We start from the raw sequence: 26,225 nt of genomic DNA, 5'->3' as shown, positions 1-26,225 counted from the left end.
TTTGTCGCTCTCGCCTCAATCAAGCTATGGATACCCTTTGTCCACGAAACCTAAGGGTGAACGCTACTCGTATACCATCGTCCGACCGGGGGTGGGTTGGTACCTTAACTTCTTTAAAGACATTAACGGCCGTAGATATGGAGTCTTCGATGAGGGAGACTTATTGAGGTTCACGATGCTGACCCGCGATGGAGTTTCTCTTCGCTACGAGAGGACGCTGAGCGAGCCATGTACGAGCGGAACCTAAACGACCGCTCTTATTGAGGCCCAGTCCTAAAGCCGTCTTCTCAAATCTATCCTAAATCGCCGGCCCACGCCTGAATTTGCAAACGATATAATCGCCCCAGAAAAGCAAGGGAGATAAGGCGGCGGCATCTGGAATTCGGATGGTGCGTCCCTCGACTTCGCTCGGGATGATGACCGTTTTTACAAGGTATAAAACCTGTTTATCCCGAGCGAAGTCGAGGGACACACAGCCTATTCCGTCAGTTCTATCCCGCCTGCCGCCGCGCCAGCCGCGAGAGCGCATCGCCGAGAAAATCCATGACCGCCCTGACGTGGGGCACATGCCGGACGCTTTCGTGCGTCACCAGCCAGACGCCACGTTCGACGCCGCCGGGCACGGGAATGCAGCAGATCAGGTCCGGGTCCGCGTCCGCCACGAAACCGGGAAGGATGGCGACGCCCGATCCTGATTTCACTGCCGCGAGAATGCCCGTGACCGAGGCGTGGTGGATGGCGACGGCGGATTCGAGGTCGTTCTGTTCGAGAAAGCTCTTGTAGATTTCCCATATCCGCCCGCCGCCGCCGACGATCAGGGGGTGCCCACGCAGGGCTTCGACGGTGCGCGGAACGCCGTTCGACGCCGCATAGCTGCGGCTGCAATAGGCCGTCCACGGTTCGTCGCCGAGGCGGCGGCAGACGAGCCCTCCGCCGAGAATGCGCCGGGCCGAACGCAGCGCGACATCCGCTTCGCCTGCAGCGAGGTCGCGGACGGTGTCCGTCGTGTCGAGCTCAATCGTGATGGTGGGATAGGCGCGGCGGAGGTCGCGCAGCACCGGCGCAAGCACGGTGACCGTGAGGATTTCCTGCGCGGTGAGGCGCACCATGCCGCTGGCCTGCCGGATGTGATGGTTGGCGGCGTCCGCGAAGTTGGCGGTGGCCGTATCCACCGCCTCCGCATGGGTAAGCAGGGCCTCGCCCGCCGGGGTGAGCGCATAGCCGCTTTGCCGCCGTTCGAAGAGGATAACGCCGAGCGCCGCCTCCAGCGCTGCAATGCGCCGCGCCACCGTCGTCTGGCTCACGCGCAGTGCGTTCCCTGCCGCGAGCGTGCTGCCCGTGCGCGCGACGGCGAGGAAGTGACGCAGGTCGTTCCAGTCGAACATGGATGCATTCTGCACATTTGCAGAACATGCTGGCAATATCGTTGTTCGGAGAGTGGGCGCAAACGCGCTATTCAGGCACTGCGGCGCCGCGAACCCTCTCCCACCGCATGGAGCTGAAAACATGAAAACCCTGCTTGCGCTCTCCGCGCTCGCCGGTGCCCTGTGGGCGCTGCCCGCAGCCGCCGAACCCGCCGAATCCGTAACGCGCGCCGTGCCTTACGGTGATCTTGATCTTTCCACCCACGAAGGGCGTCGCACGCTCGATCACCGCATTGGGATCGCGGTGCGCAGCGCCTGCGGCACGGCATCGAGCGCCGACCTCGTCGGCAAGCGCGACGTGCGCCGCTGCCGCGAAAGCACTTATGCGGCAGTCGCACCCGTCAGCGCTGCCACGCAAAGCGCGGCTCTGGAAACCGGCTCGGCGCGTCCTCCCAAGCGCTGAGCCGCTGCGGCTCACCGCAGCATCACCTGCGGTGAGCCGTTCGTCGCACCTAAACAAACTCTGACAACCGCATTCACAACCCGTTCAAGGGCCGAGTCGCAGTCTCTCCCTCGTGGTCATCGGCGGTCCCAGTTCCCCTTCCGCCGATGACCGCGAGCAGAGAGTGGAGAGACGATATGTTGAACAAGATTCTGATGGCCGCTGCGGCGATGACCATGCTGACGGCGGCGCCGGCGATGGCCGACAACGACCGTTGGGATCGCGGCGGCAAGCATTGGCAGAAGGACCGCCACGACGAGCGCAAGGCGTACCGCAAGGGCTACCACGACGGTCGCAAGCACGACCGCTGGGATGACCGCCGCGACCGCCGCTACGCATATCGCGACGGGTATCGCGATGGCCGCTTCTATGACGGTCGCCGCTATTACGACAATTATCGCCCCGTCTATTACCGCGGCTCCAGTGATTATCGCGGCGGCTGGTATGGCCAGAACGGCCGCTATTATTCGAGCTATGACCGCTGCCGCAAGGACAGCAACATCGAAGGCACGTTGATTGGCGGCGTTCTCGGCGGTGTGCTCGGCAACGAGGTTGCACGCCGCGGCGACAAGACCGTCGGCACCGTGATCGGCGCTGGTCTCGGTGCGCTCATCGGCCACGAGATCGACGACAAGGGCGGCAAGCGCCGCTACTGTTACTAAAGGCCGCGTCGCCGGTTCGCATTGAACCCCATCGCGACCGGCGGAACGGGCCGCCCGGACAAGTGCCGGGCGGCTCTTTTCTTTCGCGCCAAAGAGGCTAACAAGCGGGCGAAAGAAACCGCAGGACCAGATCATGACCGAAACCGACAGCCCGCCCGACCGCCTGAGCGCGGACCCGGACAGCCCCTTTTTCAGCGAAGCCGCGATGGAACGCGGCGTCGGCATCCGCTTCAAGGGGCGCGAGCGCACCGATGTGGAGGAATACAGCGTCAGCGAAGGCTGGATCCGCGCAGCGCTCGGCAAGAAGGTGGATCGGCGGGGCAAGCCGCTCACCATCACGCTGAAGGGCGATGTCGAGGCGTACTGGCGGAGCTGAGCCGATGCTGGAGGGCGCGCAGAAGGTCCCGAGCCCGAAGCTCGACCTGTATATTCGCAAGCGCTTTCTGACGCCGGAGGAATGCGCAGAGATCGTCGCGCGGATCGATGCGAAGCGTCGGCCTTCGGGTCTGGCGGACGATCAGGGCTACACGGCCTATCGCACCAGCGAGACCTGCGACCTTGATGGGAGCGATCCGGTCGTTGCCGCACTCAATGAACGCATCTGCGCGTACATGGGGATCGATCCAGCGTTCGGCGAACCTGTTCAGGGCCAGCGCTATGCCGTGGGGCAGGAATTCAAGCAGCACACCGACTATTTCGAGCCCGATGGCCCCGATTACCCACGCTACTGCGCGGTTTCCGGGCAGCGCAGCTGGACGGCGATGATCTACCTCAACGAGCCGGCTGCGGGCGGCGCGACGCGCTTCAAGGTGATCGACAAGATCGTGCAACCGGAAACCGGCAAGCTGCTCGCGTGGAACAACCGCCGCGCCGACGGCTCGCCCAATCCCGCGACACTGCACGCTGCGATGAAGGTGCGCAGCGGCGTGAAATACGTCATCACCAAGTGGTTCCGCGAACGGCCGTGGGGATAAAAAAAGGGCCCCGCACGCGGCGAGGCCCTTTCGTTTGACCCGGAGTTTTAGAACTTCGCGCTGAGACCCAGCGAGAAGGAGCGGCCGATGTCGTAGGTGTTCCGATCGACACGCGTGCCGTTATACTGCTGGAACTCCTCGTAATTCTCGCCCGTCAGGTTGCGCGCCTCGAACTTCACCTCGAGCTCGCGGCCCGCGACCGTGAAGCCCTGGCGCGCCACGAAATCGAGACGCAGGCCGGGCTCTTCGATGAAGTCGATCGGCACCCCGCCCGAAGAGAAGCGGTTTGAGAGGCGGTTGCTGGCGTAGGTCAGCATCAGCGTCTGCTGCGAAAGGCTTTCGCTGTCTTCGAAACCGATCTGCACGTTCACGATGTGATCCGACTGGCCGGTGAGCTTGGCGCCATTGCGGAACACGTTCGATGCCGGGATTGGCTGGCCGAACGTATCGCTGGGGACCGTCGTGTCGTTCGCGCCCACCTTTATCTTGGACTGCGTGTAGGTGTAGTTCGTCGCGATCATCAGGTCGCGGGTTTCGAAGAACTTGCCGGGCACCCAGTCCGCAAGCGCGAAATACTTCTGCACTTCGAGTTCGGCGCCGTAGAGCTGCGCTTCGGGCGCATTGGCGAAGGTCGTGAAGAACGTCTGTCCCTGCTGCGAGGCGATCGCTTCGATGGGCTTGTCGATCTTCTTGTAGAAGCCCGCGAGCGAAACCCGCTCGTTGCGGCCCAGGTACCATTCGTAACGCGCTTCGAAGTTTAGCAGTTCGCTATCCGTCAGATAGTTGTTGCCGATGAACGTGCGATCCGATTCCGTATCGAAATACTGCTGCGGCGCGAGTTCGCGGAACTGCGGGCGCGCGATCGTTTTCGATGCGGCGAGGCGGAGCTGCATATCCTCCGCGAAGTTCCACGTCAGCGTCGCAGCAGGGAGGAAATAGTCGTTGGCAAGGGAGGTCGAAAGCTGCCCGACGTTGCCGCCGAGCCCGAACAGATCGATTGCGTCCACGAACTGCTTGGCATCCTCGTAGCGCACGCCGATCGAGGCGCGGAGATAGTCCATCAGTTCCACTTCGGCCTGCAGGTATCCGCCGTGGATTTCGAGACCGGCATCATATTTCGCCACACCGGCAGCTGCCGAAAGATCGGTGAGCACGATGCCGTAGGTGTAGATGTTGTAATCGGACAGCAGATAGTCCGGCCGCTCCTGTGCGACGGCCAGCGACAGGGCATCCTGCGGACGGAACGCGAAATCGCGGCGCGTCGATGTGCGGGTCGTGTCCGAATAGGCGTAGCCCGCCGTCAGCGTGATGTCGCGCACGGTCGGCAGCTTCCAGCTGATATTGGCTGAGCCGGCCCAGACATCCTCGTTCAGTGAGCTGAACGAGACGTTCGCGCTCTGGCCCGCGGAGCGCAGATCGTTCACGAAATCGCCCGCGACATCGCTGTAGCGATAGCTGAAGGAGCGTTCGTAAGGCGCCTCGCGCTGCGTATTCGCGTAGGTGCCGCGCACGTCGAGTGCCACATCGTTGAACTTGAATTCGCCCACGAACTGCGTGTCGATGAGCTGGCGCTCGAACCAGTTTGTGAAGCTCTTGTTCAGGCGATCCGAACCGACGTTGATCTCGTCGACGCCGTCCTGGATGCGCGCCTCCTTGGAGGTGTCGCGGATATAGAGGTTGGTCCAGCGTAGCTTGTGTTCGCCGAACTCATAGCCGAAGCCGAGCAGCCCGTGGACGACAATGCGGTTTTCGGTCGAAAGGAACCGGAAATTCGCATCCGGATTGATGACCTGATTGCCGTTTCCGTCCGATGCGAGACCGGCAGTGGTCTGCTGAAGCCCGCCGCGCGTTTCCCAGCTGTTGTCCCAGCCGAACGCCGCGATGATGCCGAAGCGATCGCTGCCGACATCGAAGCTGAGACCGCCGCTGAAATCGACGGAGCCGTTCAGCGGAATATCGTCGTTGCGCTGGATGAGCGTTGTCGAAGCGTTCGCGAGGCCGGCGGTGAGGCCCTTCATCGCGTCGAGATCGAAGTCCTGCCCGACGACGAGAAGTTTACCGCTGCCGAGCGCGCTGCGCAGGCCGCGCGGCAATGTGCGCGCGCCGTCGTCGAAGCCGGTCCAGTCGGTGTCGCTGCCGAAATAGGTGTAGCCGCGTTCGAACGTCGTTTCGCTGTCGCCGCTGATGCTGCCGCCGACCTTCAGGAAGCTTTCTTCCGGGATCGCTGCCGTCGTCAGGTTGATGACACCGCCGCCGAACTCGCCGGGGTAGTTCACCGAATAGCTTTTCTGCACGATCGAGCTTGCGATCACATCGGTCGGGAAAATGTCGAGTGGGATCACGCGGCGCAGCGGCTCGGGGGAGGGAAGGGGCAAGCCGTTGAGGAGCGCGAGCGAATAGCGTTCGCCGAGACCGCGCACATACACGAAGCGGCCGCCTACCAAGCTCAGTCCGGTGACACGCTGCAGCGCGCCTGCAATATCGCCTTCGCCCGAGCGCGCGATTTCCGCGGCGGACAGAACGCTGAGAACCTCCGATGTCGCACGGATCGGTTCGGGGATGTAGCGCCCTTGAACGACGATCACCTCATCGCTTGACGAAACGCCGGGTGCGGAGACGTCGATCGATTCCTCGCGCTGTTGCTCTGGCTCGGGTGCCGCGTTCTGGGCCGATGCGACGGCGGGAACGAGCGCGCTTGAAAGCAGCAGGAGTCCAGTGGACGAGAGTCTTTTCATGGCGGGCTTTCCGGATTTCCTGAATTGCAAAGGGGCGGCGCGCGCTTGGCAGCGCCGCCGCCCCGGATGGTCCACGTCGATCAGTTCGCCGGGTTGGCGGTGCAGGCCGACTGGCTGGGCAGACCGCAGGTCCAGCCCTGCCACCACGTGTCAGCCGCATCGCGCACGGCGCCGATGTAGTTCACATCCGCGAAGTAGCTGTTGATCGTGCTGAGGTTCGAAACCGCCGTGGCGGCCGTTTCGTTGGCGCCGTTGATGAAGGTGCCCGTGAGCGTCGAGGTGCCGGCTGGCGTGTTGTTGGTGCCGGCCGCTTCGAAGATCGCCTGGATCTGGGCGGCGGTGACGCTCGTGTCATCGACATAGGGCGCTTCGCAGGCGAGGAACACCGACTTGAAGATCGGCGGGCCGTTCTCTTCGATCGCCGGGTTCGCGGCCTGGATGGTCGCGTTGCCGTCGATGTCGAGGCACAGCGATCCGGTCGGGCCGGTGAGGACCCAGTTGCTCAGCTGATAGTCGCCGCCGCCGCGCAGCAGGATCGACGTGCCGCCGTTGGCGACCGCCGTGACGTTGGCAAAGTGCGTGTCCTGACGCGGCGTCGCGTCTTCGTTGCCGCTCGAGTCGGCCTCCCAGATGTGGTCACCGCCCGCAGCGCGGTGCACGACGATCACGAACTGGTTGACGCCGGTGTAACCGAGATCGGTGTCGATCGAGTCGTCATCGTTGCCGGTGAGCACGATATACTTGCCGTTCACCGTGCCGCCGAACCATTCGATGCCGTCGTCGGAGCTGTTGTGAACCTGAATATATTCGAACACCGTGCCGCGACCGACGCCGCCCATGGTGATGCCGTTCAGCTCGTTGCCGGTCGAAAGCTCGAAGCCGGGATAGCGAACCTGAAGGTAGCGCATCCGGCCGCTGCTGTCGTTGGCGGAGGCGCCGCCGTAGAACGCGTTGCTGACACCTTCGACGCGGCCCTGGCAGTCCACGGCGCCGCCGACCGCACCCGCGTCAGAGCAATCGCTGATCGGCGCGCGGCCGAGCACGACGATGCCGCCCCACTGGCCGATGCTGTTTTCGCCGACATTGCCTTCGATGTTCGAACGGCTGGTGAACACGATCGGTGCATCTTCTTCGCCTTCCGCGAAGATCTGCGAGCCGCGGTTGATGACGAGCGCATCCGCCTGCGTCGAGCCGAAGACGGTGACGCCCGGTTCGATCGTGAGGATGCCCTGCGCGCCGCCTGCTGCGTTGCCGTCGCCGCCAATGTCGCGGCCGATATCGACGCGGCCGTTCAGCGAGTAGATGACGCCGTCGAGCTTACGCAGCACGAGGTTGCCGGTGATCGTGCCTGAAACCTGGCAGTTCCGCATCCCTTCGATCGTGCCGACGTTGGCTGTGCCCGTCGGGCAGTCCGTGGGTGTCGGCGTCGGTGTCGGGGTGGGTGTCGGCGTCGGCGTGGGGGTTGGCGTCGGGGTGGGGGTGGGGGTCGGCGTCACGATGACGCCCTCGCCCGGGGATGCAACGTCGTCTGCGCCGCACGCAACAAGTGCGAGCGCGGAACCAAGCATCAGGAAACTGCGGAGATGTGACATTGAGGCACCCCTTTGGTGTTCGTGGCAAACAAGGCGGTCATTGCGAATCCGAAGCGATGACTGCCGTCCCGAGCCGGACGCCTAGGGGCGATTCATGATGGAAATATTACGAATTTCGCAATGTTTTGCGAACGAGTATTGTGACAATTCAATGAAATGCTTTCACGATACTTTCGTGAAATAGAAACAAATTCGTCACAATTCAGTCAGTCGGTGAAATCGACCACGGCTTCCTGCGTCCGGCCGTCCCGGATGTAGCCGATCACGACACGTTTCGACTGCGCAAGTTCGTCGGCGAGCTCCATGACCTTTTCCTCGTCATGGAGGCCGCCACCGTTGATCGTGGAGACGATATCGCCGTCACGGAGCCCCGCCCGCGCGAAGAACGGCATGGTTGAGGCCTTGCGCACGCGGAAGCCGAGAGTCACCTCGCCTTGCTGTTCGCGAACGAGGCCGAGCTGGAAGGCCAGCGTCTGGCGGCGGCGGTTGTCGCCGCCGAACGCCGCGCGCGACAGCGTGGGGGCTTTCGCGGCGGGGCCGGCCTTGATCTTCGTGTCCGCCGTCACGAGCGTGGCTGCGGGGGCGTTTCCGTCGAAGGTGAGCAGAGGCACTTTCAATCGCGTGTCGCCGCGCGCGACGATGATGTGGCCGGGCGCTGTGCTTTCCAGCGTGATGCCGGGCAAGAGCTGGCGGCCGATCGACACGCGCTGCTGCGCGTCTTTTCCGACCGACACGATCGCGGCGTTCCCCAGCGTTCCATACACGCGGACCTCCGCGACGTCCGCGGGGGTCAGCGTCGGTGCGGGCGACGACGCGGATGGCGGCGGCGCTTGCACGACAGCGGGCATGGGTGGCGGGGCCGGCGGAGGCGGCGCGGTTTCGGGCCAGAGCGCGAAGATTGCCACAGCGCCGGCGCCGGCCGCGAAAAGCAGCGCCAGCCGGACCGTCCCGGGGTTGAGCCTGTTGCCGATTGTGATAGCCACGGGAAAGCCGGTTAGGCCGGGTGCATGACAGATTTGCGACAAGGGAAGGGGCAGCGCCGTCTTGACCGTCAGCGGGAACGCCGGATGGCTTCTGGCCTGCGGATTTGTTGCCGGTGCGATCATCGGCAGCTTTCTTGCGCTTGTCGCTGCGCGCCTGCCGGACGGGCGTCAGGTCGTGGGCGGGCGTTCAGCGTGTGATGCGTGCGGACGCACGCTCGGGCCGCTGGAGCTTGTGCCGCTGCTTTCCGTGCTCGCGCTGCGCGGCCGCTGCCGTGGGTGTGGCGTAGCGATTCCTGCGTTTACATGGATCATGGAGCTGCTCGCGGGGCTTGTCGGGCTGCTCGCCGTGTTGCTGGCACGGGTGCCTGCCGATCTCGTGTGGGCGGTGTTCGGGTGGCTGTTGCTGCTGCTCGCGGCGCTCGACCTTCGGCACTACTGGCTACCGCAGCGGCTGACCGTCCTCCTCGCGCTGTCGGGCATCGCGGCGCTGTTCATCACGCGCGGGGACGTTGCGGCCTCGCTCATCGGCGGCGGGGCGGGGTTCCTTGGCCTTGAAGCCGTTCGACTTGGCTATCGCGCGCTGCGCGGACGCGAGGGAATGGGCGGCGGCGATCCCTTGCTGCTCGGCGGCATCGGGCTCTGGGTGGGCTGGCAGGCGTTGCCGTTCGTGGTGATCGTCGCCTCGCTCGTAGGGTTCGCGCTCATTGCGCTGGGGAAGCTGCGCGGCGCGGAGGTGGGCGCGGCGACGCGGGTTCCGCTCGGTGCCTGCCTTGCAATTGCGGCCATCGGTGTCTGGGCGGCGGCGGCGCGTGTTCCCATTGTTCCGCTGGCGTTGCTATACCCCTCCTGAGAATGTCCCGATATGACACGCGATGGTGCTCGCCGTCATCAAACTGACATGCTAACTCCCTAGCGGGGCGATTTCGTGAAGGCGGGCCGGACGGAATGGGGTTCACTGACAGGCAATGGCTGCAGCGTGTGAACGCGCGCAGCCTCGTGGCGGCAGCGCAGGTTCTGCTGGCGCTGGTGCTTGCCTTCGCCGCAGCGCGGCTTGTGTGGGCGCTATTGGTACCGATCGGGCCTGTGGGCGCGCCGCCCCCGCCCACACTCGCCGCACGGTCCGATGCGGTCGTGCTCGGCCGATTCGATCCGTTTTTCCAGATGCTTGACGGTGGCGGGCCGACCGTCGTCTCCGACCTTGCCATCGATCTTTACGGTACGCGCGTTGATAACGTCAGCGGCCGGGGTTCGGCGATTATCGGCGTCGATGGCACGCAGCGCAGCTTCCTCGTCGGCGAGGAGGTTATGCCCGGCGTCACGCTCCACAGCGTCGCGTTCGACAGCGTTACGGTCAGCCGTGGCGGGTCGCTCGAGCAGCTTTTCCTCGATCAGTCCGTGCCCGCGCGCGCTGTTTCGCCGGCGCCTGCGCCGGTGGCGGATGCGCCCGCGGCGCAGGTTCCGCTCGACCGCGTCTCACGCGAGATCACCGGCACGCTTGTCCGCAACGGCGGCGAGGTCGAAGGCCTTGCGCTAAAACCGCTGGGAAGTGGCGGATTGTTTAACGAAATCGGCTTACAGGCTGGCGATGTGCTGCTTTCGGTGAATGGCGTCCGAATCGATTCAGAGACGTCGCCCGGGAACATCACGAACCTCATCGGCGACAACGACGTCGCGGTGCTGGAAATCAGGCGTGGGGCCGAGGTGCAGACTGTGACGTTCGAGATCGTTCGGTGAGGGCGGGCCGCTTCTTGATCGGCGCGGCGCTTGCGCTCGCCTTTGCGGTGCCCGCGCCCGCCCAGCAGGTGATCAACCTGCGCGATGCAGACATCCGCGCCTATATCGAAGACGTTGCACGCACCACGGGGCGCACGTTTATCATCGACCCCGCCGTGCAGGGCAAGGTCTCGGTCGTCGCCGACCGACCACTCTCGCGCACGCAGTATTTCGAAGTTTTCCTCTCCACGCTGCGGGCGAACGGCTTCATCGCGATCCCCAGCGATGGCGGCGCCTTCCGCATCGCGCCTGCCGCGAACGCTGCGCAGCAACCGACGCGGGGGGGTAGCAGCAGTTTCGTCACGCAGGTCATTGATCTCAAGTCGATCGATACGCAGTCCGCGATCGAGGCGCTGCGCCCGCTTGTCAGCGCCCAGGGTCAGATCAGTGCGAGCAAGAGCGGCAGTTCCGTCGTGATCGCGGATTATGCGGACAATCTCGCCCGCGTGCGCTCGGTGCTGAAGGATATCGACCGCGACCGCACGTCGATGCGCCTCATCACGCTCGACAATGCCGGCGCGCGGGAAATCGCGGCGGCGATCGAATCGGTGTCGCGCGCTGCCGGTTCGGACGGCGCGGGCGCGGTTTCCGTGATTCCGGTCGATAGCTCGAACAGCGTCATCCTGCGCGGCGATCCCGAAGCGGTGGGGCGCATGGCGGCGATCGTTTCCGATCTCGACAAGCGCGCCTCGGCGGGCACGGATATCCAGGTCGTCTTCCTGCAGAACGCCGATGCGGGCGCGCTGCTTCCGGTGCTCCAGCAGATCGCCGGGCAGCAGGTGCAGGTCACGGTTGTGAACAGCGCATCGCAGTCCGGCGAGGACGGGCAGATGTCGAATGCGGGGGCAAGCGTCTCCACGACGCCTGCGGGCAGCGCCCCGCCAGGGCCGGGCCGCGCCGTCATCGCGCGCTACGAAGGCGCGAACGCGCTCGTCATCTCCGCGCCGCCCGATGTGCAGCGCTCGCTCAACGAGGTGATTCGCAAGCTCGACGTGCGGCAGGAGCAGGTGCTCGTCGAAGCGATTATCGTCGAAGTTTCCGACAATGCGGCGAAGCAACTCGGCGTCCAGTTCCTGCTTGCAGGCACGGGAAGCAACAGCGTGCCGTTCGCTGTCACAAATTATTCAAACAGCGCGCCCAATCTGCTGGCGATTGCAGGGGCCATCGGTGCGCGCGAACTTGATAGAACACAGACCACGACCAACGACGGCGTCACCACAACGGGCCGCACAACGTCTTCGGCTGCCGAGACTCTCGAAAAGGCGGCGGTCCAGTCGCTGCTCGGCGTCTCCGGCTCGCTGTTCGGTTTCGGCGGCGAGATCGGCAATGATGCGCTGTTCGGCGCCGTGATCAACGCCGTGAAATCCGACACCGCCTCCAACGTGCTGTCGACGCCGTCGATCATGACGCTCGACAACCAGGAAGCGAAGATTCTCGTCGGCCAGGAAGTCCCGATGACGACCGGCGAGGCGCTGTCGCCCAACTTCGACAACGCCTTCCGTACCGTGCAGCGGCAGGATGTCGGCGTTCAGTTGCAGGTGAAGCCGCAGATCAACGCCGGCGGTGCCATCAAATTGTTCCTGCGGCAGGAGGTGTCCTCGATCGCGGGGCCGGTGGCGACGGGGTCCTCGGACCTCATCATCAACAAGCGCGAGATCGAGACGACCGTGACGGTTGACGACGGCGACATCATCGCGCTCGGCGGCCTCATCGACGAGAACGAGCGCCGCACGATCGAGAAGGTGCCGCTGCTCGGCGATATCCCTGTGCTTGGTGAACTCTTCACGAGCCGGTCGCGCAGCCGCACGAAGACCAACCTGATGATCTTCATACGCCCAACGATCGTGCGCAGCCGACAGGATGCGCAGGCGATCAGTGCACGCCGCTTCAACTACACGCGTGAAATGCAGCGGGAACGCTATCCCAAGCAGGAGCCGTCGCTCGACGCGCTGGTGCGCGATTACATGGGCGCTGCCCCGCCGGTTGCGCCGCAACCCGCGCCGCCGCCCTCGGAGTAAGATCATGACGGCCGGCGACGTCGCACCGCTGCCTTCCGAACGCCCGATCCAGATCCCCTATGCCTTCGCGAAGCGCTTCGGTGTGATCGTGCTTGAAGATGAGGGCGTGGAGATCGGCGTCGGCCTGCGCGAAGGCGACGATCCGCGCGCGCTCACCGAAGTGCGTCGCATCCTCGGCCGCCCCATCGTCGTGCGCTTCGTGCCGCGCCGCGAGTTCGAACGTCTGCTGCAGGAAGGCTATGCGACCGACGCTCTCAGCGCCGAGCAGGTCTCGGACCGGCTCGGCGAAGTCGGCGATCTCGGCGCGCTTGCCGAGGATATTCCGGCTGCCGAAGACCTTCTCGACACGCAGGACGACGCCCCAGTTATCCGCCTTATCAACGGCGTCATTGCCGAAGCGGTACGGCAGGGCGCGTCCGACATCCACATCGAACCTTACGAGAGCACGCTGATCGTCCGCCTGCGTGTGGACGGCGTGCTGCGCGAGGCGCTGCGCCTGCCGGCGAAAGTGGCGCCGCTCGTCGTCAGCCGCATCAAGGTGATGGCGCGTCTCGATATCGCCGAGCGCCGCCTGCCGCAGGACGGGCGCATCGGGCTGTCGCTCGGCGGCCGCGCGCTCGATGTCCGCGTTTCGACCTTGCCTTCGCGCCACGGCGAACGCGTGGTGCTGCGTATCCTCGACAAGGAACAGGCCGAACTCGGCCTCGAAGACCTCGGCATGCCCGCCGATCTGCTTCGCGTCGTCTCCGATGCGCTGAAGGAACCGCACGGCATCATCCTCGTCACCGGTCCCACCGGATCGGGCAAGACGACGACGCTCTATTCGGGCCTCAGATTGCTGAACGACGGCACGCGCAACATCCTCACGGTCGAAGACCCGATCGAATACGCGATCGACGGCGTCGGGCAGACGCAGGTGAACACCAAGGTCGGCATGACCTTCGCGGGCGGCCTCCGCGCCATTCTTCGGCAAGACCCGGACGTCGTGATGGTCGGCGAAATCCGCGATTCCGAAACGGCAGACATCGCCGTGCAGGCCTCGCTCACCGGCCACCTCGTGCTCTCCACGGTCCACACCAATGATGCCGTCGGTGCGATCACGCGCCTCAAGGATCTGGGCGTCGAGACGTTCCTGCTCGCCTCGTCGCTTCGCCTCGTCGTCGCGCAGCGGCTGGTGCGGCGGCTGTGCAGCGTCTGTTCGCAGCCGGTGCAGGCGAGTGCCGCCGATGCCGCGCCGCTGGGGCTCGATGCGGGTGTCGTCATCCGCCATGCGGTCGGTTGCCCCTCGTGCGCCAACACTGGCTTTCGCGGCCGCATCGGCGTCTACGAGGCGGTACGGATCGACGAGGATATCCGCCAGCTCATCCTCTCGGGCGCCGACGAAGCCGTGATCGCGCGGCAGGCGTTCGGCCGTGCGCCGAATATCGCGGCGGCGGTGCGGCGTCTCGTCGTCGACGGCAAGACCACGGTTGAAGAGGCGGTGCGGATCATGCGCCGGGACTCGGCGGTCGATGCCGACCTTTGAGTATCTCGCGCTCGACACCGCGGGCCGCGAGCGCACGGGTAAGCTGACCGCCGCGAGCGATGCAGACGCGCGCGCGCTTCTCGAACGCCGCAAGCTGTTTCCCGTCCGTCTCGGCGCCACCGCTACGGAGGCGCGCGCCGCTTCGTCGCCCACGCTCAGCGCCGGTTTGGGTCGCCGCAAGCTCTCCACCAAGGCGCTCACGCTGTTCACGCGCCAGCTCGCGACGCTCATTTCGGTGTCTCCGCTTGAAGAGTCGCTCCGTTCGATCGCCATGCAGGCGGAACAGAAAAAGGTCGCCGATGTGGTCTGGCGCGTCCACGGCGGTGTCGTCGAAGGCCGCCGTCTCGCCGACGCGATGGCGCTCGAATCCGCGAGTTTTCCGCCGCTCTACCGTGCGATGGTCGCGGCGGGCGAAGGCTCGGGCGGCATGACCGAAATCCTCGAACGCCTCGCGGACCTCCAGGAACGCCAGGCCGAGGTGCGCGGCAAGATCCTCACCGCGCTCGCGTATCCGGCGATGCTCGCGTTCGTCGCGCTCCTCATCGTCATCGGCATGATGACCTATGTAATCCCGAAGGTCGTCGAACAGTTCAACGACATGGGGCAGGAACTGCCGCTGCTCACCCGCATCGTGATCGGCATTTCCGAATTCTTGACGAGCTATGGCCTCATCGTGCTGGTGCTCCTCGGCATTGGCGTCGTTGTCTTCGGGCGCATGATGCAGCGCGAGGATTTCCATCTGAAGGTCGATCGCCGGCTGCTCGGCATTCCCCTGATCGGCCGCCTGCTTCGCGATCTTCATGCCGCGCGGCTTGCGCGCACGCTTTCCACGATGGTCGACAACGGTATGCCGCTGCTTGATGGCCTTGCCGTCACCTCGCGCACCATCCGCAACCGCGTGCTGCGCGGCGCGACCGAGGACATGGTCGAATCGATCCGTGAGGGCGGCAGCCTGTCGGGTTCGATGCGCCGCACCGGCATCTTCCCGCCGCTTCTCGTCCACATGACCGCGTCGGGCGAATCGAGCGGGAAGCTCGCGCAGATGCTCGGCCGTGCCGCCGACTACATGGAGCGCGAGTTCGATGCCTTCACGAAAAGTGCGCTCAGCCTGCTCGAACCGCTCATCATCGTCATCATGGGCGGCGTGATCGCGACAATCGTGCTATCCATCCTGCTGCCGATCCTGCAGCTCGACACAATTGCCATCAAGTGAGGTTCCCCGTGCAGACGCCCGAAAAGAAAAAGAAACGCGAAGACGGATTCACGCTCGTGGAGCTGATGGTCGTGCTCGCCATCATCGGTCTCCTCACCACGTTCGTCGTCATCAACGTGCTGCCGAGCCAGGACCGCGCGATGGTGGAGAAGGCGCGCGCCGACATCGCGCTCATCGGCCAGGCGATGGAAATGTACCGCATCGACAACATGACCTACCCGCGCACCGAGGACGGTTTGCAGGCGCTGACCTCGCCCCCCGCGACACTGGCGCGGCCGGATCGTTATCGCAGCGGCGGTTACCTTCAGCGGCTTCCGGCAGACCCGTGGGGTAATCCTTACCAGTACGCGTTTCCCGGCACCCACGGCCGCTTCGACATCTTTTCGTTCGGCGCCGACGGCAAGCCGGGCGGGGAAGGGGACGATGCCGATCTCGGCAACTGGCAGAATTAGCACGGAGCGCGGCTTCACCCTTGTCGAGATGATGGTGGTGCTGGCGATCGTCGGCCTGATGACGGCGGTCGTGGTGGTGAACCTGCCGTCATCGGAATCGACACTGGCGCGTGAGAGCGAGCGGCTTGCTGCCCGCCTTCTCGCGGCGCGCGATCACGCCATTCTGGCGAACCGTGAGACCTCTGCGATCCTCAACGCGCGCGGTTACCGCTTCGTCGAGCGGCAGGGCAAGACGTGGAAGCCGCTCGACGACGAACCGCTCGCTGAGGCGGCATGGCGCGGCGGCACAACGCCTGCGCTTCCCGAAAACGGCGAGCTTCGCGTGAGTTTCGACAGCGTCGGCATGAGCGAGGCACAGTCGCTGACGCTGATGAACGACGATCGCCGCACCGTGGTGCGCGTGCTCGGATCGGGCGAGGTGAGGGTCGATGCGGGCGCGTGAGCAGGGCTTCACGCTGATCGAGGTCATGGTCGCGATGGCTGTGCTCGGCCTCGCCGTGCTCGCGCTCATCCGCCTCGGCGCCGCGAACGCGCTGACGGCCGGCCGCGTCGAGGATGTGCTCCTCGCCGATATCGTCGCCGAGAACGCTGTCGTCGATGCGCTCACGCAGCCTGAGCCGCCCGCGCTCGGGGAAACCAGCGGCACGGTGGTGAACGCCGGGGTGAACTGGACCGTGACACGGCAAGTTGCGCGCACCGAGAATCCGCGCCTCATTCGCATCTCGGTTGGCGTGCGCGGGCCCGGTGGCGCTGCGGGCGATCTCACGGCCTTCCGGGGCGTCGCCGCGCCGTGAGGAACGGCTTCACCCTTGTCGAGACGCTGGTCGCGCTCTTCGTGTTCTCGCTGCTCGCGGCGGCGGCGGTCGTCGTGCTCGGCAATTCCGCCGACGCGCAGCTTCGCCTGTCGGACGTGTCCGCGTCGGTTCAGGATTTCCAGCGCCTGCGCGCCGCGCTGCGCGCCGATCTCGCGCAGGCCGCCGAGCGTATGCCGCGCGGAGAGGCGGGGGAGGTGCGACCGGCGTTCGAAGGCGCTGACGGCAGTGGGCGTCTGTTCGCATTCGTGCGGCGCGGCTGGGAAAATCCCGGCGGCGCCCCGCGCGCGTCGCTGCAATATGTCGAATACCGGCTGGAAAACGATGCCATCGTGCGTCGCGCCCGGCCGATGGTGGACGGCGCGGCATTCGGCGAACCTGCGGTGCTGGCGAAGGGTGTGAGCGCTGTCGATGTCGCCTACCGCGCCGCGCCGGACCCGACGCCGGGCGCTGTCGCCACCGCTGACTGGCGCGCGGCGTGGGATCCGCTGCAACCGACAATCCTGCCTCTTGCCGTCCGCATTGACGCGACCACGGCGCGCTTCGGCGTCGTGCGGCAGCTTTTCCTCACGCAGGTGCCGCTGTGAAGCGGCGTGTGCGCGAGCAAGGCATGGCGCTGCTCACCGTGCTGATGCTCGTGGCGGTGATGGGCGCGCTCACCGCGACCGCGCTTGAAACCATCAATCGCTCGATGCGCATGGCGGGCAACAGCCGCGTCGCCATGCAGGCGCGCTACACCGTGCTCGGCGCGGAGGTGATGGCGCTCGAACGCATCGCGGCGCTGGTCGGCATGGCAGGCGAGCGTCTTCCCGCGGGCTGGAGCGGCCGCGAATTCACGTTCCCGACGCCCGACAAGGCCGGAACCATCCGCGCCCGCGTCTCCGATGGCGGCAACTGCTTCAATCTTAACAGCGTCGCGGACGGCGGCTCACCCACGACACTGCGCGCCCGCCCGCGCGGCATCGCGCAGTTCAGGGCGCTGATGACGACGCTCGGCATTTCCGAGGCAGAGGCAGGCCGCGCCGCGTTCACGCTCGCCGACTGGATCGACGCGGATTCGTCGCCGCTGCCGCTTGGCGGCGAGGACGAAGCCTACACGCGCCTGTCGCCCGCGTATCGCACGGGGAATACGATGCTTGCCGAAGTCAGCGAACTGCGCGCGGTTGCGGGGATCACGCCGGAAATCTATGAAGTCGTGAGACCTTGGGTATGCGCCTTGCCGACAACTGAACTTTCACCGATCAACGTCAACACGCTCGAAGCGGCCCAGGCGCCGCTTCTGACGATGATCCTGCCTGGCCGGCTCACGCCCGATGCGGCCCGTCAGGTGATGGCGGGCCGTCCTGCGGGCGGCTGGACAGACGTTCTCGATTTCTGGGAGCCGCTTGCGGCGCTGAACCCCTCAAGCGAGGAGCTCGAACAGGTGAAGCTCACCTCGCGCTGGTTCGCGCTGGAGATCGATATGGACATCGCGGGCACTGCGCTCACCGAAACCGCGCTGCTCGATGTCTCGCGCGATCGCACGCGCGTTGTCGAGCGCCGCTGGACGGTCGAAGAATGAGCCGGCACCTCTATGTTCTGCTCCCCGCATCGGGGACGGCCCTGCGCTGGCGCACGCAGGGCGAGGACGGACGCACGCTCGCCTCCGGGCTGCTCGTCGACGATGCCGAGGCGCAGATCGACGCGGACACGCGCGTCACAGCGATCGTGCCGGGCAACGCCGTGTCGCTGCACTGGGTGGAGCTTGCCGCGGCATCCGCCGCGCAGGCCGCCGCCGCTGCGCGCCACCTCGCTGCCGATTTCGTTGCCGCGCCGATCGCCGATCAGCATGTCGCGGCGGCGGAAGGCGTGGACGCTGCCGGCCGGCGCCTCATCGGCATCGTAGACAAAGGCATCATGGAAGGCTGGCTTGCCGCGCTCGCGCACCACGGCCTTGATCCTGACGAGGTGGTGCCCGCACCGCTGCTGCTGCCTGTGATCGAGGACGCCGTTTCCACGCTCCGCTCGGGCGACATGTTGCTCGTACGCGCGCCCGATCTCGCGCTCGAAACCGAGCCTGCACTTGCGGAAATTCTGATCGGCGGCCGGCCGCTGCGGCCGATCCTGCGCGATATCCTCGATCTTCCCACCTATCCTGAAGCGCCGCTCAACCTTCGCCAGGGCGAATTCCGCAAGGCCTCCGCGCGCGCGTTCGGCCGTGCGGATATCCGGCGCATGGCCCTGCTTGCAGCGGGCATCGTCGCGGCGTGGCTCGGCGCCGATCTCGCGCTCGCGCTCCGCCACCACTTCGCGGCGAACGCGCTGGAGGCGGAAATGCAGACGCTGGCCGCGAAAGCGCTGCCGGGTGTGGCGATCACGGATCCTGCCCTGCAGCTTCAACAGCGCTATGCTGCATCGGCATCGAGCGGCGGTTTCGCCGGCATGGCGGCGTCGCTGTTCGGCGCGCTGCAGGCGAGCGGCACGATCCGGCTCGAATCTCTGCGCTACGAACCCACGGGCGCGATGCGCGCGACGCTGATCGCCCCTATGGGCGCCACAGTCGAACCCGTGAAGCAGCGCATGGCGGCGGATGGGCTCAACCTGGTTGAGGGCGCCTCGCGCGTCGGCGACAACGGCCAGCGCATCGATATTGAGGTGACGCGCCTGTGATGCAAACAGCGTTAACATGGTGGAACGGTCGCTACGCGCGCGAGCAGCGGCTGCTTGGCATCCTCGGCGTTATCGTGCTCGTGATGCTGTTCTGGCTCGTGATCCTGCGGCCACTTGCCGCCTTCCGGGAGAGCGCCGCCGAACGCCACGACCGCATCGCCGCGCAGATGCCTTCGGCGCGCGCCGCCGCCGCCGGGATCGCTGCGGAGGGCGGGGCTGCAGCGGGCAAGGACGGCCGCGCGGTGCGCGACATCGTCGCCGCCTCGGCCAGCGCGGCGGGGCTCGAATTCACGTCGACACAGCCCGAAGACGGTGGCGGCGTCCGCGTTGGCATCGCGGCGGTGAGGCCGACCTTCCTGTTCGGCTGGATCGCGGGGCTCGAAAAAGAAGGAGTCGTCGCGGACCGTGTGCTCGTGCAGCGCAACGACGATTCCACCGTTTCGACCGACATCGGTTTCTCGGACGGTCCGGCATGACGGTGCTTCCGGCCCGCGCGCTTGCCGCAGTGTTCGCGGCAGCGCTCGTTCTGTTCCTGCTGATCCTGTTCCCGCTGGCGTTCGCACTGTCGTTGTCGCCGCTTCCTGCGCAGGGTTTCCATGCGCGCAGCGTTTCGGGATCGATCTGGTCCGGGCACGCTGCGGGTGCGGGGTTCGGCAGCGCCTCGCTTGGTGATCTGCGCCTGTCGCTGTCGCCGCTCGCGCTTCTCACCGGGGAGGCGCGTTTCCGTTTCGCGCCGGAAGCCGAAGGGCCCGCCCCCGTGGGCGCGCTTGTCGCTGCGCGCGGCGCCTTCGCCGCCGAGGGTGTCACCGCTGCCATTCCGATGCCGCCGCTCGTGCCGGGCGTGGCCGCCACGCTTTCGCTTCAGGATTTCAGCGTCGCCTTCGTGGACAAGACCTGCCGCACGGCGTCGGGCGCCGTCTCCGCCGATGTACGCATGGAGACGTCCAGCATGTCGCTCGCGGGCACCGCGACCTGTGCGGGCGGGCGCTTGCTGCTGCCGCTCACGGGGCGCACCCCGGCGGGTGATGCCAGCCTCTTCGTCCACGTCGCGGGCGATGCCGCCTACACCTACGAGATCAAGGTGTCTGGCGCACCCGATACCGATGCGGGCCTTCTCGCCGCGGGCTTCGTGCGCGAAGGCGGCAATCTCGTGCTGCGCGGGGAGGGCCGCCTACAATGAGGCGTGCCGCGATTCTGTTCGGCGCGCTTGCCTCCGCATCCTGTGGCGGGGCCGGCGGCCCGGCGCCGCGTCCGCTGGCGACCAGTGTTTCCGCCGAGCGCCCGCTTGCAGAGCTCCCGCAGCAGGATCTTCAGCAGGGCCAGTGCGGCATGGCGCTGTGGCAGCGCACCGAGCCTGCGCGCCGCATCGCGTTCGTTCTGGATGAGCCGGCGACGATCCGCATCGTCGATGGCGGCAAGGTCATCGTGCTCGCCCGCACCGCGTCCGAAGGCGACCCCATCGTTCGCCATGCGCCGGTGCAGCGCTTTGCAGGCGCTGAGCACAGCGTCGCCATCGATGTCCGTATGGAGCAGCGCGAAGGCCTGCTCGCGGGCGCCATCATTCCCGAAGGCACGCTGACCTTGCAGTCAGCGCGCGGTTCGGTCGTGCTTCCGGTGTTTGGCCTGATCGGCTGCCGTTAGTCGCGCTTAGTTGCGCGCTGCGGTCGCTGTCGTCTGCAGCGCGGATTTTGCGACCGTATGGGCCGAAACGACGCTGCCGTCCGAAAGTACGAGCTGCATATCGTCTTCCTCCAGCACCTTCGCATAGAGGTCGCGCGCGGCGAGATCGCGCTCAGTCACGCGGTAGACCTGCGCGAGGTTGAGAAGGCGGGCGGGATCATCCTGATTCGTGCGCATCAGCTGCGATTCAGCCTTCTGCCAGTCGCCCTTTGTCATCGCAGCATAGCCGAGCGAGCCCCGCGCATAGCCGATCTCGGCCTGCTGGGTGGGCGAAGTGGCGCAGCCGGCAAGGAGCGCGGCGGCGGCGGTGGCGGCGGCAAGCATAAGTTTCATGGCGACACTCCCTCGGTACTGGTCCTCGACTCAGAACCCCTCTTTTTTTGAACATTACAGTTTTATGACAGTCCCGTAAATGAATTATTACATTTATGTGACAGACGGGGCGGGGCTGAAAAAGCGGGCTGGAAAACACAGCTAGGCGGTGCACAAGACTTTGTATTTTGTTTGGTAAGGTCTGTTCGCGCATAGAGCATCCCATGAAGCCCTTGACCCATCTCGATCGCCTTGAAGCCGAGAGCCTTCACATCTTCCGCGAGGTTGTCGCGGAGTGTGAGAAGCCGGTGATGCTCTATTCCATCGGCAAGGATTCCGCCGTGATGCTGCATCTGGCGAAAAAGGCCTTCTATCCGGCCCCGCCGCCATTCCCGCTGCTCCATGTCGACACGACATGGAAGTTCCGCGCCATGTATGACCTTCGCGAGAAGGCGGCGGCGGACGCGGGCATGGAGCTTCTGGTGTGGCACAACCCGGAAGCGAAGGAGCGCGGCATCAATCCGTTCGATCACGGATCGCTGCACACCGACATGTGGAAGACCGAAGGGCTGAAGCAGGCGCTCGACCACTATGGCTTCGACGCGGCCTTCGGCGGCGCGCGCCGTGACGAGGAGGCGAGCCGCGCCAAGGAGCGGATCATGAGCTTCCGCACCGCCACGCACCGCTGGGACCCGAAGAATCAGCGCCCCGAGCTGTGGAACCTGTTCAACGTCCGCAAGAACAAGGGCGAGAGCATCCGCGTCTTCCCGATCTCGAACTGGACCGAGCTCGACATCTGGCAATATATCCACCGCGAGAACATCCCCATCGTGCCGCTGTATTTCTCGGCGCCGCGCCCCACGGTGAAGCGGGGCGGCCTGCTGCTGATGGTGGATGACGATCGGTTCCCGCTCGACGGCGAGACGCCGGAGATGCGTTCGATCCGCTTCCGCACGCTCGGCTGCTATCCGCTGACGGGCGCTGTCGAGAGCACGGCGGCGACGCTGCCGGAGATCATTCAGGAAATGCTGCTGACCACCACCTCGGAGCGGCAGGGCAGGGCCATCGATCACGATCAGGCCGCCTCGATGGAAAAGAAGAAGCAGGAGGGGTATTTCTGATGGCCCTCGAAGTTTACGGCTCCTCGGACCTCATCGAACGCGACATCGAGGCGTACCTTGAGCAGCACGAGAACAAGTCGCTGCTCCGTTTCATCACCTGCGGCAGCGTGGACGACGGCAAATCGACGCTGATCGGCCGGCTTCTCTACGATTCGAAGATGATCTTCGAGGACCAGCTCGCCAAGCTGACGGCCGATTCGAAGACCGTCGGCACGCAGGGCGGCGCGCTTGATTTCGCGCTGCTGGTGGACGGTCTCGCCGCCGAGCGCGAGCAGGGCATCACCATCGACGTCGCCTACCGCTTTTTCGCGACCGACAAGCGCAAGTTCATCGTCGCCGACACACCCGGTCACGAGCAGTACACGCGCAACATGGTGACGGGCGCGTCCACCGCCGACCTCGCCGTCATCCTCATCGATGCGCGCAAGGGTGTGCTCACGCAGACGCGGCGGCATTCCTATCTCGCGCACCTGCTCGGCATCCGCCACCTCGTGCTCGCCATCAACAAGATGGACCTCGTCGGCTACGATAAGGCTGTTTTCGACCGTATCGTGCTCGAATACCGGTCGTTCGCGACCGAGATCGGCGTCACCCGCTTCAAGGCGATCCCGATTTCCGGGCTCGGCGGGGACAATATCGGCAGCCGCAGCGAGAACACGCCGTGGTACGATGGCCCGAGCCTCGTCGAGCACCTCGAAACGGTCGAGGTCGACGGCAGCGCGCGTCAGGCGGGTCCCTTGCGGATACCCGTGCAGTGGGTGAATCGCCCCGACCTCGATTTTCGCGGTTTCGCGGGCCTCATCGCTGACGGAAGCGTGAAGCCGGGTGATGCCGTCCGCGTCGTGCCTTCGGGCAAGACGTCCACCATCGCGCGCATTGTCACAGCGGGCGGCGATCTCGATGAAGCGGTCGCGGGCCAGTCGGTCACGCTCACGCTTGCCGACGAGATCGATTGTTCGCGCGGCGACGTGATCGTTTCGGCGGAGTCGCCGCTCGAAGTCGCCGACCAGTTCGAAGCGACCGTCGTCTGGATGGCGGACGCGAAGATGCTGCCCGGCCGGCCGTATTGGCTGAAGCTCGGAACCACCACCGTCTCGGCGACGATCACCGAGCCGAAGTACGAGGTGAACGTCAACACGCTGGAGAAACTTGCGGCGAAGACGCTTGATCTCAACGCGATCGGCGTCGTCAACATCGCGCTCGGCAAGCCGATCCCGTTCGCGCCTTATGCGGAAAGCCGCGAACTCGGCGGCTTCATCCTCATCGACCGCATGACGAACGCCACGGTCGGCGCGGGGCTGATCCACTTCGCGCTCAGGCGTTCGCAGAACATCCACTGGCAGACGGCGGACATCACGCGCGAGGCACATGCCGCGCAGAAGGCGCAGCAACCGAAGCTGCTCTGGTTCACCGGTCTTTCGGGTGCGGGCAAGTCGACGATCGCGAACCTCGTCGAGAAAAAGCTGTTCGCGCTCGGCAAGCACACCTTCCTTCTCGACGGCGACAACGTCCGCCACGGCCTCAACAAGGACCTCGGCTTCACCGATGCCGATCGCGTCGAGAACATCCGCCGGGTCGGCGAGGTCGCGAAGCTGATGACGGATGCGGGCCTCATCGTGCTCACCGCCTTCATCTCGCCGTTCCGCGCGGAGCGGCAGATGGTGCGCGCAATGCTGCCCGAAGGCGATTTCGTCGAGGTGTTCGTCGATACGCCGCTTGCCGAGGCCGAGAAGCGCGACGTGAAGGGCCTCTACAAGAAAGCCCGCGCTGGCCAGCTCAGCAACTTCACCGGCATCGACAGCCCTTACGAAGCGCCGGAAAACGCGGAAATTCGCATCGACACGACGCAGATGTCGCCGGAAGAGGCGGCGGATGCCATCGTCGAGCGGCTCCTGGAAGCCTGACGTCCGGTTTCACCCTCACGGAATGAAGGGCGGACCCGGCGGGTTCAACCTGCCATGTCTTGTCGAAATTCACGGTCGAGGAATGATGCACGCATGAGGGATGATCCGCGCCGCCGGGATTTGGCTGCCTATCCGTTTCGGATCGATATGGTGCCGCGCTTCGGCGACATGGACCTCAACCACCATCTCAACAATGTGGCGGTTGCGCGCTTCTATGAAGAGGGACGCGTCCGCTTTCATTTTGATCTGCACCACCGGCCGGGGCTTGAACGCTTCCGCGTTTTCATCGCGCACCTCGCGATCGATTATCTCGCGGAAGGGCGTTGGCCCGATCCGGCCGAGATCGGCGCCGGAGTCGTGCATGTCGGCGGTTCGTCTTACCGCCTCGGGCTTGCCATGTTTCAGCGCGGGGTGTGCATCGGGCTTTGCGATTCGGTGCTCGTCCACCGCGACGAACACGGCAACGCCCCGCTGCCGCCGCTCCTACGCGAGGCTCTGGAGAGCCTCCGCCTGCGGAGCGAGTGAGCGGCGCGAAAGCCACCAGAAGCGCGTGAGCAGGAAGCCCGACGCGAACAGGCTGGCGATCACCACCGACCAGACAAGGCCGATGAGCCCCATGCCGAGCGGCAACCCCAGCACATAGCCGAGCGGCAGCATCACGCCCGCGTAGCTGATCGTGTGGGTGAGCGTCGGCAGCCAGACGTCGTCGCGGGCGCGCAGCGCGTTCGCCGCGACGACCTGCAACCCGTCCGCAACAAAGAACAGCGAAGACAGCGCCATCGCGGGAACCGCCAGCACGATGAGCGAGGGATCGGTCGTGTAGGCGCTGACGATCGTCTCCGGCAGCAGCGCCACGATCGCGGCGATCACGACGAGCGCCGATCCGGTCGCCGCCAGGCCCAACATTCCCGATCGGCGAACAGCGACGGGCGAGCGTTCGCCGAAGCCACGTCCCACGAGAACGGCGGTTGCCGACGCGAAGCCGAGCGGCACCATGAAGACGATCGCGGAGACGTTGAACACGACCGCCCACGCTGCTGCCTGCAGCCCGCCGAGCAGGCCTGCGATGGCGTTCATGCCCGCAAATGCGGTGGTTTCAACGAACAGCGAAGCCGCCGAAGCGCCGCCGATCCAGACCAGCGGCTTCCATCCCGGCGCGCCGGGCGCTGCGGCGAATAGACCATATCTCCGGCGAGCGTCGGACCACAACACGAGATAGGCGGCAAGCCCCACGACGAGCGCGGTGCGCGCAATAAAGGTCGCTGTTGCCGAGCCGACAGCGCCTTCGACCGGAAAGGGCGACGTGCCCGGCACCAGCCAGAGGTTCGCTGCAAGATTGACGATGTTCGCGCCCCACATCAGCACCGCCGCCGGGCCCGGCCGCCCGAGCGCCTCCAGCCAGAAGATGAGGGCGATCGAGAGCAGATAGGCGGGCGTCGAGAGCGCGAAAGTGCGCGCGACCTTCGCTGCCCCCTCGGCAAGCGCGGGTTCAAGGCCGATGGCGTGCATCGCCGGCGCAGCGCCGAACCACAGCGCCGTACCGAACACCAAGCCGACCACAGCGGCAAAGGCCAGCCCGCGCCGCAGCACCGCGCCCGCATCCTCCGGGCGTCCCTCGCCGACGCGCTGCGCGGTCAGCACCTGCACGCCCGTCAACAGTCCGACCCCGGTCGTCAGCGCGATCATCGTCGGCGCCCAGCCAAGCGCGTGGTAACCGAGTTCGATCGAGCTGTGGTGCCCAACGACGATCGCGTCCGTCAGCCCCATCACCATGATGCCGAGGCGCGACAGAATCACCGGCGAGGCGAGCGCCAGCAGTTCAGAGAGGCTTCCGCGCGCGGCGGTCTTTATCTTCAGCATGTCCATCGAACCGGTTTCAAAACAGCCGGCCCGGATACGCGAAACCGATGACATTGGCGAGTGCATCCGTGTACGATGGCGTCGTACAAGGCGA

At 65.6% G+C, this 26,225-nt stretch carries 27 protein-coding genes; 21 read left to right on the top strand and 6 right to left on the bottom strand.

The window, feature by feature from the left end; all coding sequences use genetic code 11:
• Positions 1 to 491 precede the first annotated feature (491 nt).
• Positions 492 to 1,385, bottom strand: coding sequence for a LysR family transcriptional regulator (locus AAC014_RS17420; RefSeq protein WP_339711133.1), 894 nt, complete (start codon positions 1,383 to 1,385; stop codon positions 492 to 494).
• Between the two features lie 121 nt (positions 1,386 to 1,506).
• Between AAC014_RS17420 and AAC014_RS17415 the strand changes: the two genes are divergently transcribed.
• The 4 genes from AAC014_RS17415 (at position 1,507) to AAC014_RS17400 (ending at position 3,502) form a co-directional block, all read left to right on the top strand.
• Positions 1,507 to 1,827 (top strand): UrcA family protein, encoded by a 321-nt coding sequence (locus tag AAC014_RS17415; protein WP_339711131.1) that lies wholly within the window; start codon positions 1,507 to 1,509, stop codon positions 1,825 to 1,827.
• A gap of 176 nt (positions 1,828 to 2,003) precedes the next feature.
• Positions 2,004 to 2,528 carry a glycine zipper 2TM domain-containing protein gene (locus AAC014_RS17410; RefSeq protein WP_339711128.1) on the top strand — a complete coding sequence of 175 codons (525 nt, stop codon included), beginning with the start codon at positions 2,004 to 2,006 and terminating at the stop codon, positions 2,526 to 2,528.
• A 133-nt stretch (positions 2,529 to 2,661) separates the two neighbouring features.
• Entirely contained in the window at positions 2,662 to 2,904 is a 243-nt protein-coding gene (locus tag AAC014_RS17405; protein WP_339711125.1) for a DUF3297 family protein, read from the top strand.
• Between the two features lie 4 nt (positions 2,905 to 2,908).
• Positions 2,909 to 3,502: a 2OG-Fe(II) oxygenase gene (locus AAC014_RS17400; protein WP_339711123.1), complete on the top strand. Its 594-nt coding sequence runs from the start codon at positions 2,909 to 2,911 to the stop codon at positions 3,500 to 3,502.
• Positions 3,503 to 3,549: 47 nt separating this feature from the next.
• Here AAC014_RS17400 and AAC014_RS17395 read toward each other — a convergent pair whose 3' ends face one another.
• The 3 genes from AAC014_RS17395 to AAC014_RS17385 form a co-directional block, all read right to left on the bottom strand.
• Positions 3,550 to 6,237, bottom strand: coding sequence for a TonB-dependent receptor (locus AAC014_RS17395; RefSeq protein WP_339711121.1), 2,688 nt, complete (start codon positions 6,235 to 6,237; stop codon positions 3,550 to 3,552).
• 80 nt (positions 6,238 to 6,317) lie between these two features.
• Positions 6,318 to 7,829 (bottom strand): hypothetical protein, encoded by a 1,512-nt coding sequence (locus AAC014_RS17390; protein ID WP_339711119.1) that lies wholly within the window; start codon positions 7,827 to 7,829, stop codon positions 6,318 to 6,320.
• 206 nt (positions 7,830 to 8,035) lie between these two features.
• Complete coding sequence (locus tag AAC014_RS17385) at positions 8,036 to 8,812, bottom strand: hypothetical protein (RefSeq protein WP_339711116.1); 777 nt, start codon at positions 8,810 to 8,812, stop codon at positions 8,036 to 8,038.
• A 61-nt stretch (positions 8,813 to 8,873) separates the two neighbouring features.
• Between AAC014_RS17385 and AAC014_RS17380 the strand changes: the two genes are divergently transcribed.
• The 14 genes from AAC014_RS17380 (at position 8,874) to AAC014_RS17315 (ending at position 20,895) form a co-directional block, all read left to right on the top strand.
• Positions 8,874 to 9,662: a prepilin peptidase gene (locus tag AAC014_RS17380; protein ID WP_339711113.1), complete on the top strand. Its 789-nt coding sequence runs from the start codon at positions 8,874 to 8,876 to the stop codon at positions 9,660 to 9,662.
• Between the two features lie 95 nt (positions 9,663 to 9,757).
• The gene (locus tag AAC014_RS17375; protein ID WP_339711111.1) at positions 9,758 to 10,546 is read left to right on the top strand and encodes a type II secretion system protein N; all 789 of its coding nucleotides are present in this window, start codon (positions 9,758 to 9,760) and stop codon (positions 10,544 to 10,546) included.
• Positions 10,543 to 12,603, top strand: a complete 2,061-nt coding sequence (gspD, locus tag AAC014_RS17370) for a type II secretion system secretin GspD (protein ID WP_339711108.1) — start codon at positions 10,543 to 10,545, stop codon at positions 12,601 to 12,603. The genes AAC014_RS17375 and gspD overlap by 4 nt, the downstream gene beginning before the upstream one ends.
• 4 nt (positions 12,604 to 12,607) lie before the next feature.
• Entirely contained in the window at positions 12,608 to 14,128 is a 1,521-nt protein-coding gene (gspE, locus tag AAC014_RS17365; RefSeq protein WP_339711105.1) for a type II secretion system ATPase GspE, read from the top strand.
• Positions 14,115 to 15,341, top strand: coding sequence for a type II secretion system inner membrane protein GspF (gspF, locus tag AAC014_RS17360; protein WP_339711103.1), 1,227 nt, complete (start codon positions 14,115 to 14,117; stop codon positions 15,339 to 15,341). The genes gspE and gspF overlap by 14 nt, the downstream gene beginning before the upstream one ends.
• 8 nt (positions 15,342 to 15,349) lie before the next feature.
• Positions 15,350 to 15,793 carry a type II secretion system major pseudopilin GspG gene (gene gspG / locus AAC014_RS17355; RefSeq protein ID WP_339711101.1) on the top strand — a complete coding sequence of 148 codons (444 nt, stop codon included), beginning with the start codon at positions 15,350 to 15,352 and terminating at the stop codon, positions 15,791 to 15,793.
• The gene (locus AAC014_RS17350; protein WP_339711099.1) at positions 15,765 to 16,235 is read left to right on the top strand and encodes a GspH/FimT family pseudopilin; all 471 of its coding nucleotides are present in this window, start codon (positions 15,765 to 15,767) and stop codon (positions 16,233 to 16,235) included. The genes gspG and AAC014_RS17350 overlap by 29 nt, the downstream gene beginning before the upstream one ends.
• On the top strand, positions 16,222 to 16,587 hold the full coding sequence (gspI, locus tag AAC014_RS17345) for a type II secretion system minor pseudopilin GspI (RefSeq protein WP_339711097.1): 366 nt from the start codon (positions 16,222 to 16,224) through the stop codon (positions 16,585 to 16,587). Before AAC014_RS17350 ends, gspI begins: the two co-directional genes overlap by 14 nt.
• Positions 16,584 to 17,192 (top strand): type II secretion system minor pseudopilin GspJ, encoded by a 609-nt coding sequence (gene gspJ, locus AAC014_RS17340; RefSeq protein ID WP_293782820.1) that lies wholly within the window; start codon positions 16,584 to 16,586, stop codon positions 17,190 to 17,192. Before gspI ends, gspJ begins: the two co-directional genes overlap by 4 nt.
• A complete protein-coding gene (gene gspK / locus AAC014_RS17335) occupies positions 17,189 to 18,166 on the top strand; it encodes a type II secretion system minor pseudopilin GspK (protein ID WP_339711094.1) in 978 nt (325 codons plus the stop codon). Before gspJ ends, gspK begins: the two co-directional genes overlap by 4 nt.
• A complete protein-coding gene (gene gspL, locus AAC014_RS17330; protein WP_339711092.1) occupies positions 18,163 to 19,254 on the top strand; it encodes a type II secretion system protein GspL in 1,092 nt (363 codons plus the stop codon). Before gspK ends, gspL begins: the two co-directional genes overlap by 4 nt.
• Complete coding sequence (gene gspM / locus AAC014_RS17325) at positions 19,254 to 19,730, top strand: type II secretion system protein GspM (protein ID WP_339711090.1); 477 nt, start codon at positions 19,254 to 19,256, stop codon at positions 19,728 to 19,730. The genes gspL and gspM overlap by 1 nt, the downstream gene beginning before the upstream one ends.
• On the top strand, positions 19,727 to 20,434 hold the full coding sequence (gene gspN / locus AAC014_RS17320; RefSeq protein WP_339711088.1) for a type II secretion system protein N: 708 nt from the start codon (positions 19,727 to 19,729) through the stop codon (positions 20,432 to 20,434). The genes gspM and gspN overlap by 4 nt, the downstream gene beginning before the upstream one ends.
• Positions 20,431 to 20,895, top strand: coding sequence for a hypothetical protein (locus AAC014_RS17315; RefSeq protein WP_339711085.1), 465 nt, complete (start codon positions 20,431 to 20,433; stop codon positions 20,893 to 20,895). The genes gspN and AAC014_RS17315 overlap by 4 nt, the downstream gene beginning before the upstream one ends.
• Positions 20,896 to 20,901: 6 nt before the next feature.
• Here AAC014_RS17315 and AAC014_RS17310 read toward each other — a convergent pair whose 3' ends face one another.
• Positions 20,902 to 21,267 carry a hypothetical protein gene (locus tag AAC014_RS17310; RefSeq protein ID WP_339711083.1) on the bottom strand — a complete coding sequence of 122 codons (366 nt, stop codon included), beginning with the start codon at positions 21,265 to 21,267 and terminating at the stop codon, positions 20,902 to 20,904.
• A gap of 203 nt (positions 21,268 to 21,470) precedes the next feature.
• Between AAC014_RS17310 and cysD the strand changes: the two genes are divergently transcribed.
• The 3 genes from cysD (at position 21,471) to AAC014_RS17295 (ending at position 24,796) form a co-directional block, all read left to right on the top strand.
• The gene (cysD, locus tag AAC014_RS17305; RefSeq protein ID WP_339711080.1) at positions 21,471 to 22,367 is read left to right on the top strand and encodes a sulfate adenylyltransferase subunit CysD; all 897 of its coding nucleotides are present in this window, start codon (positions 21,471 to 21,473) and stop codon (positions 22,365 to 22,367) included.
• On the top strand, positions 22,367 to 24,271 hold the full coding sequence (gene cysN / locus AAC014_RS17300) for a sulfate adenylyltransferase subunit CysN (RefSeq protein ID WP_339711078.1): 1,905 nt from the start codon (positions 22,367 to 22,369) through the stop codon (positions 24,269 to 24,271). The genes cysD and cysN overlap by 1 nt, the downstream gene beginning before the upstream one ends.
• Positions 24,272 to 24,364: 93 nt before the next feature.
• The gene (locus tag AAC014_RS17295; RefSeq protein ID WP_339711076.1) at positions 24,365 to 24,796 is read left to right on the top strand and encodes an acyl-CoA thioesterase; all 432 of its coding nucleotides are present in this window, start codon (positions 24,365 to 24,367) and stop codon (positions 24,794 to 24,796) included.
• Here AAC014_RS17295 and AAC014_RS17290 read toward each other — a convergent pair.
• Positions 24,755 to 26,185 carry an MATE family efflux transporter gene (locus AAC014_RS17290; protein WP_339711075.1) on the bottom strand — a complete coding sequence of 477 codons (1,431 nt, stop codon included), beginning with the start codon at positions 26,183 to 26,185 and terminating at the stop codon, positions 24,755 to 24,757. The genes AAC014_RS17295 and AAC014_RS17290 overlap by 42 nt on opposite strands.
• Positions 26,186 to 26,225: the final 40 nt, after the last annotated feature.

The organism is uncultured Sphingosinicella sp. (genome assembly GCF_963974575.1).
In the GTDB taxonomy this organism is placed as follows: Bacteria; Pseudomonadota; Alphaproteobacteria; order Sphingomonadales; family Sphingomonadaceae; genus Sphingosinicella.
This window is presented reverse-complemented; position numbering and strand designations above follow the sequence as displayed.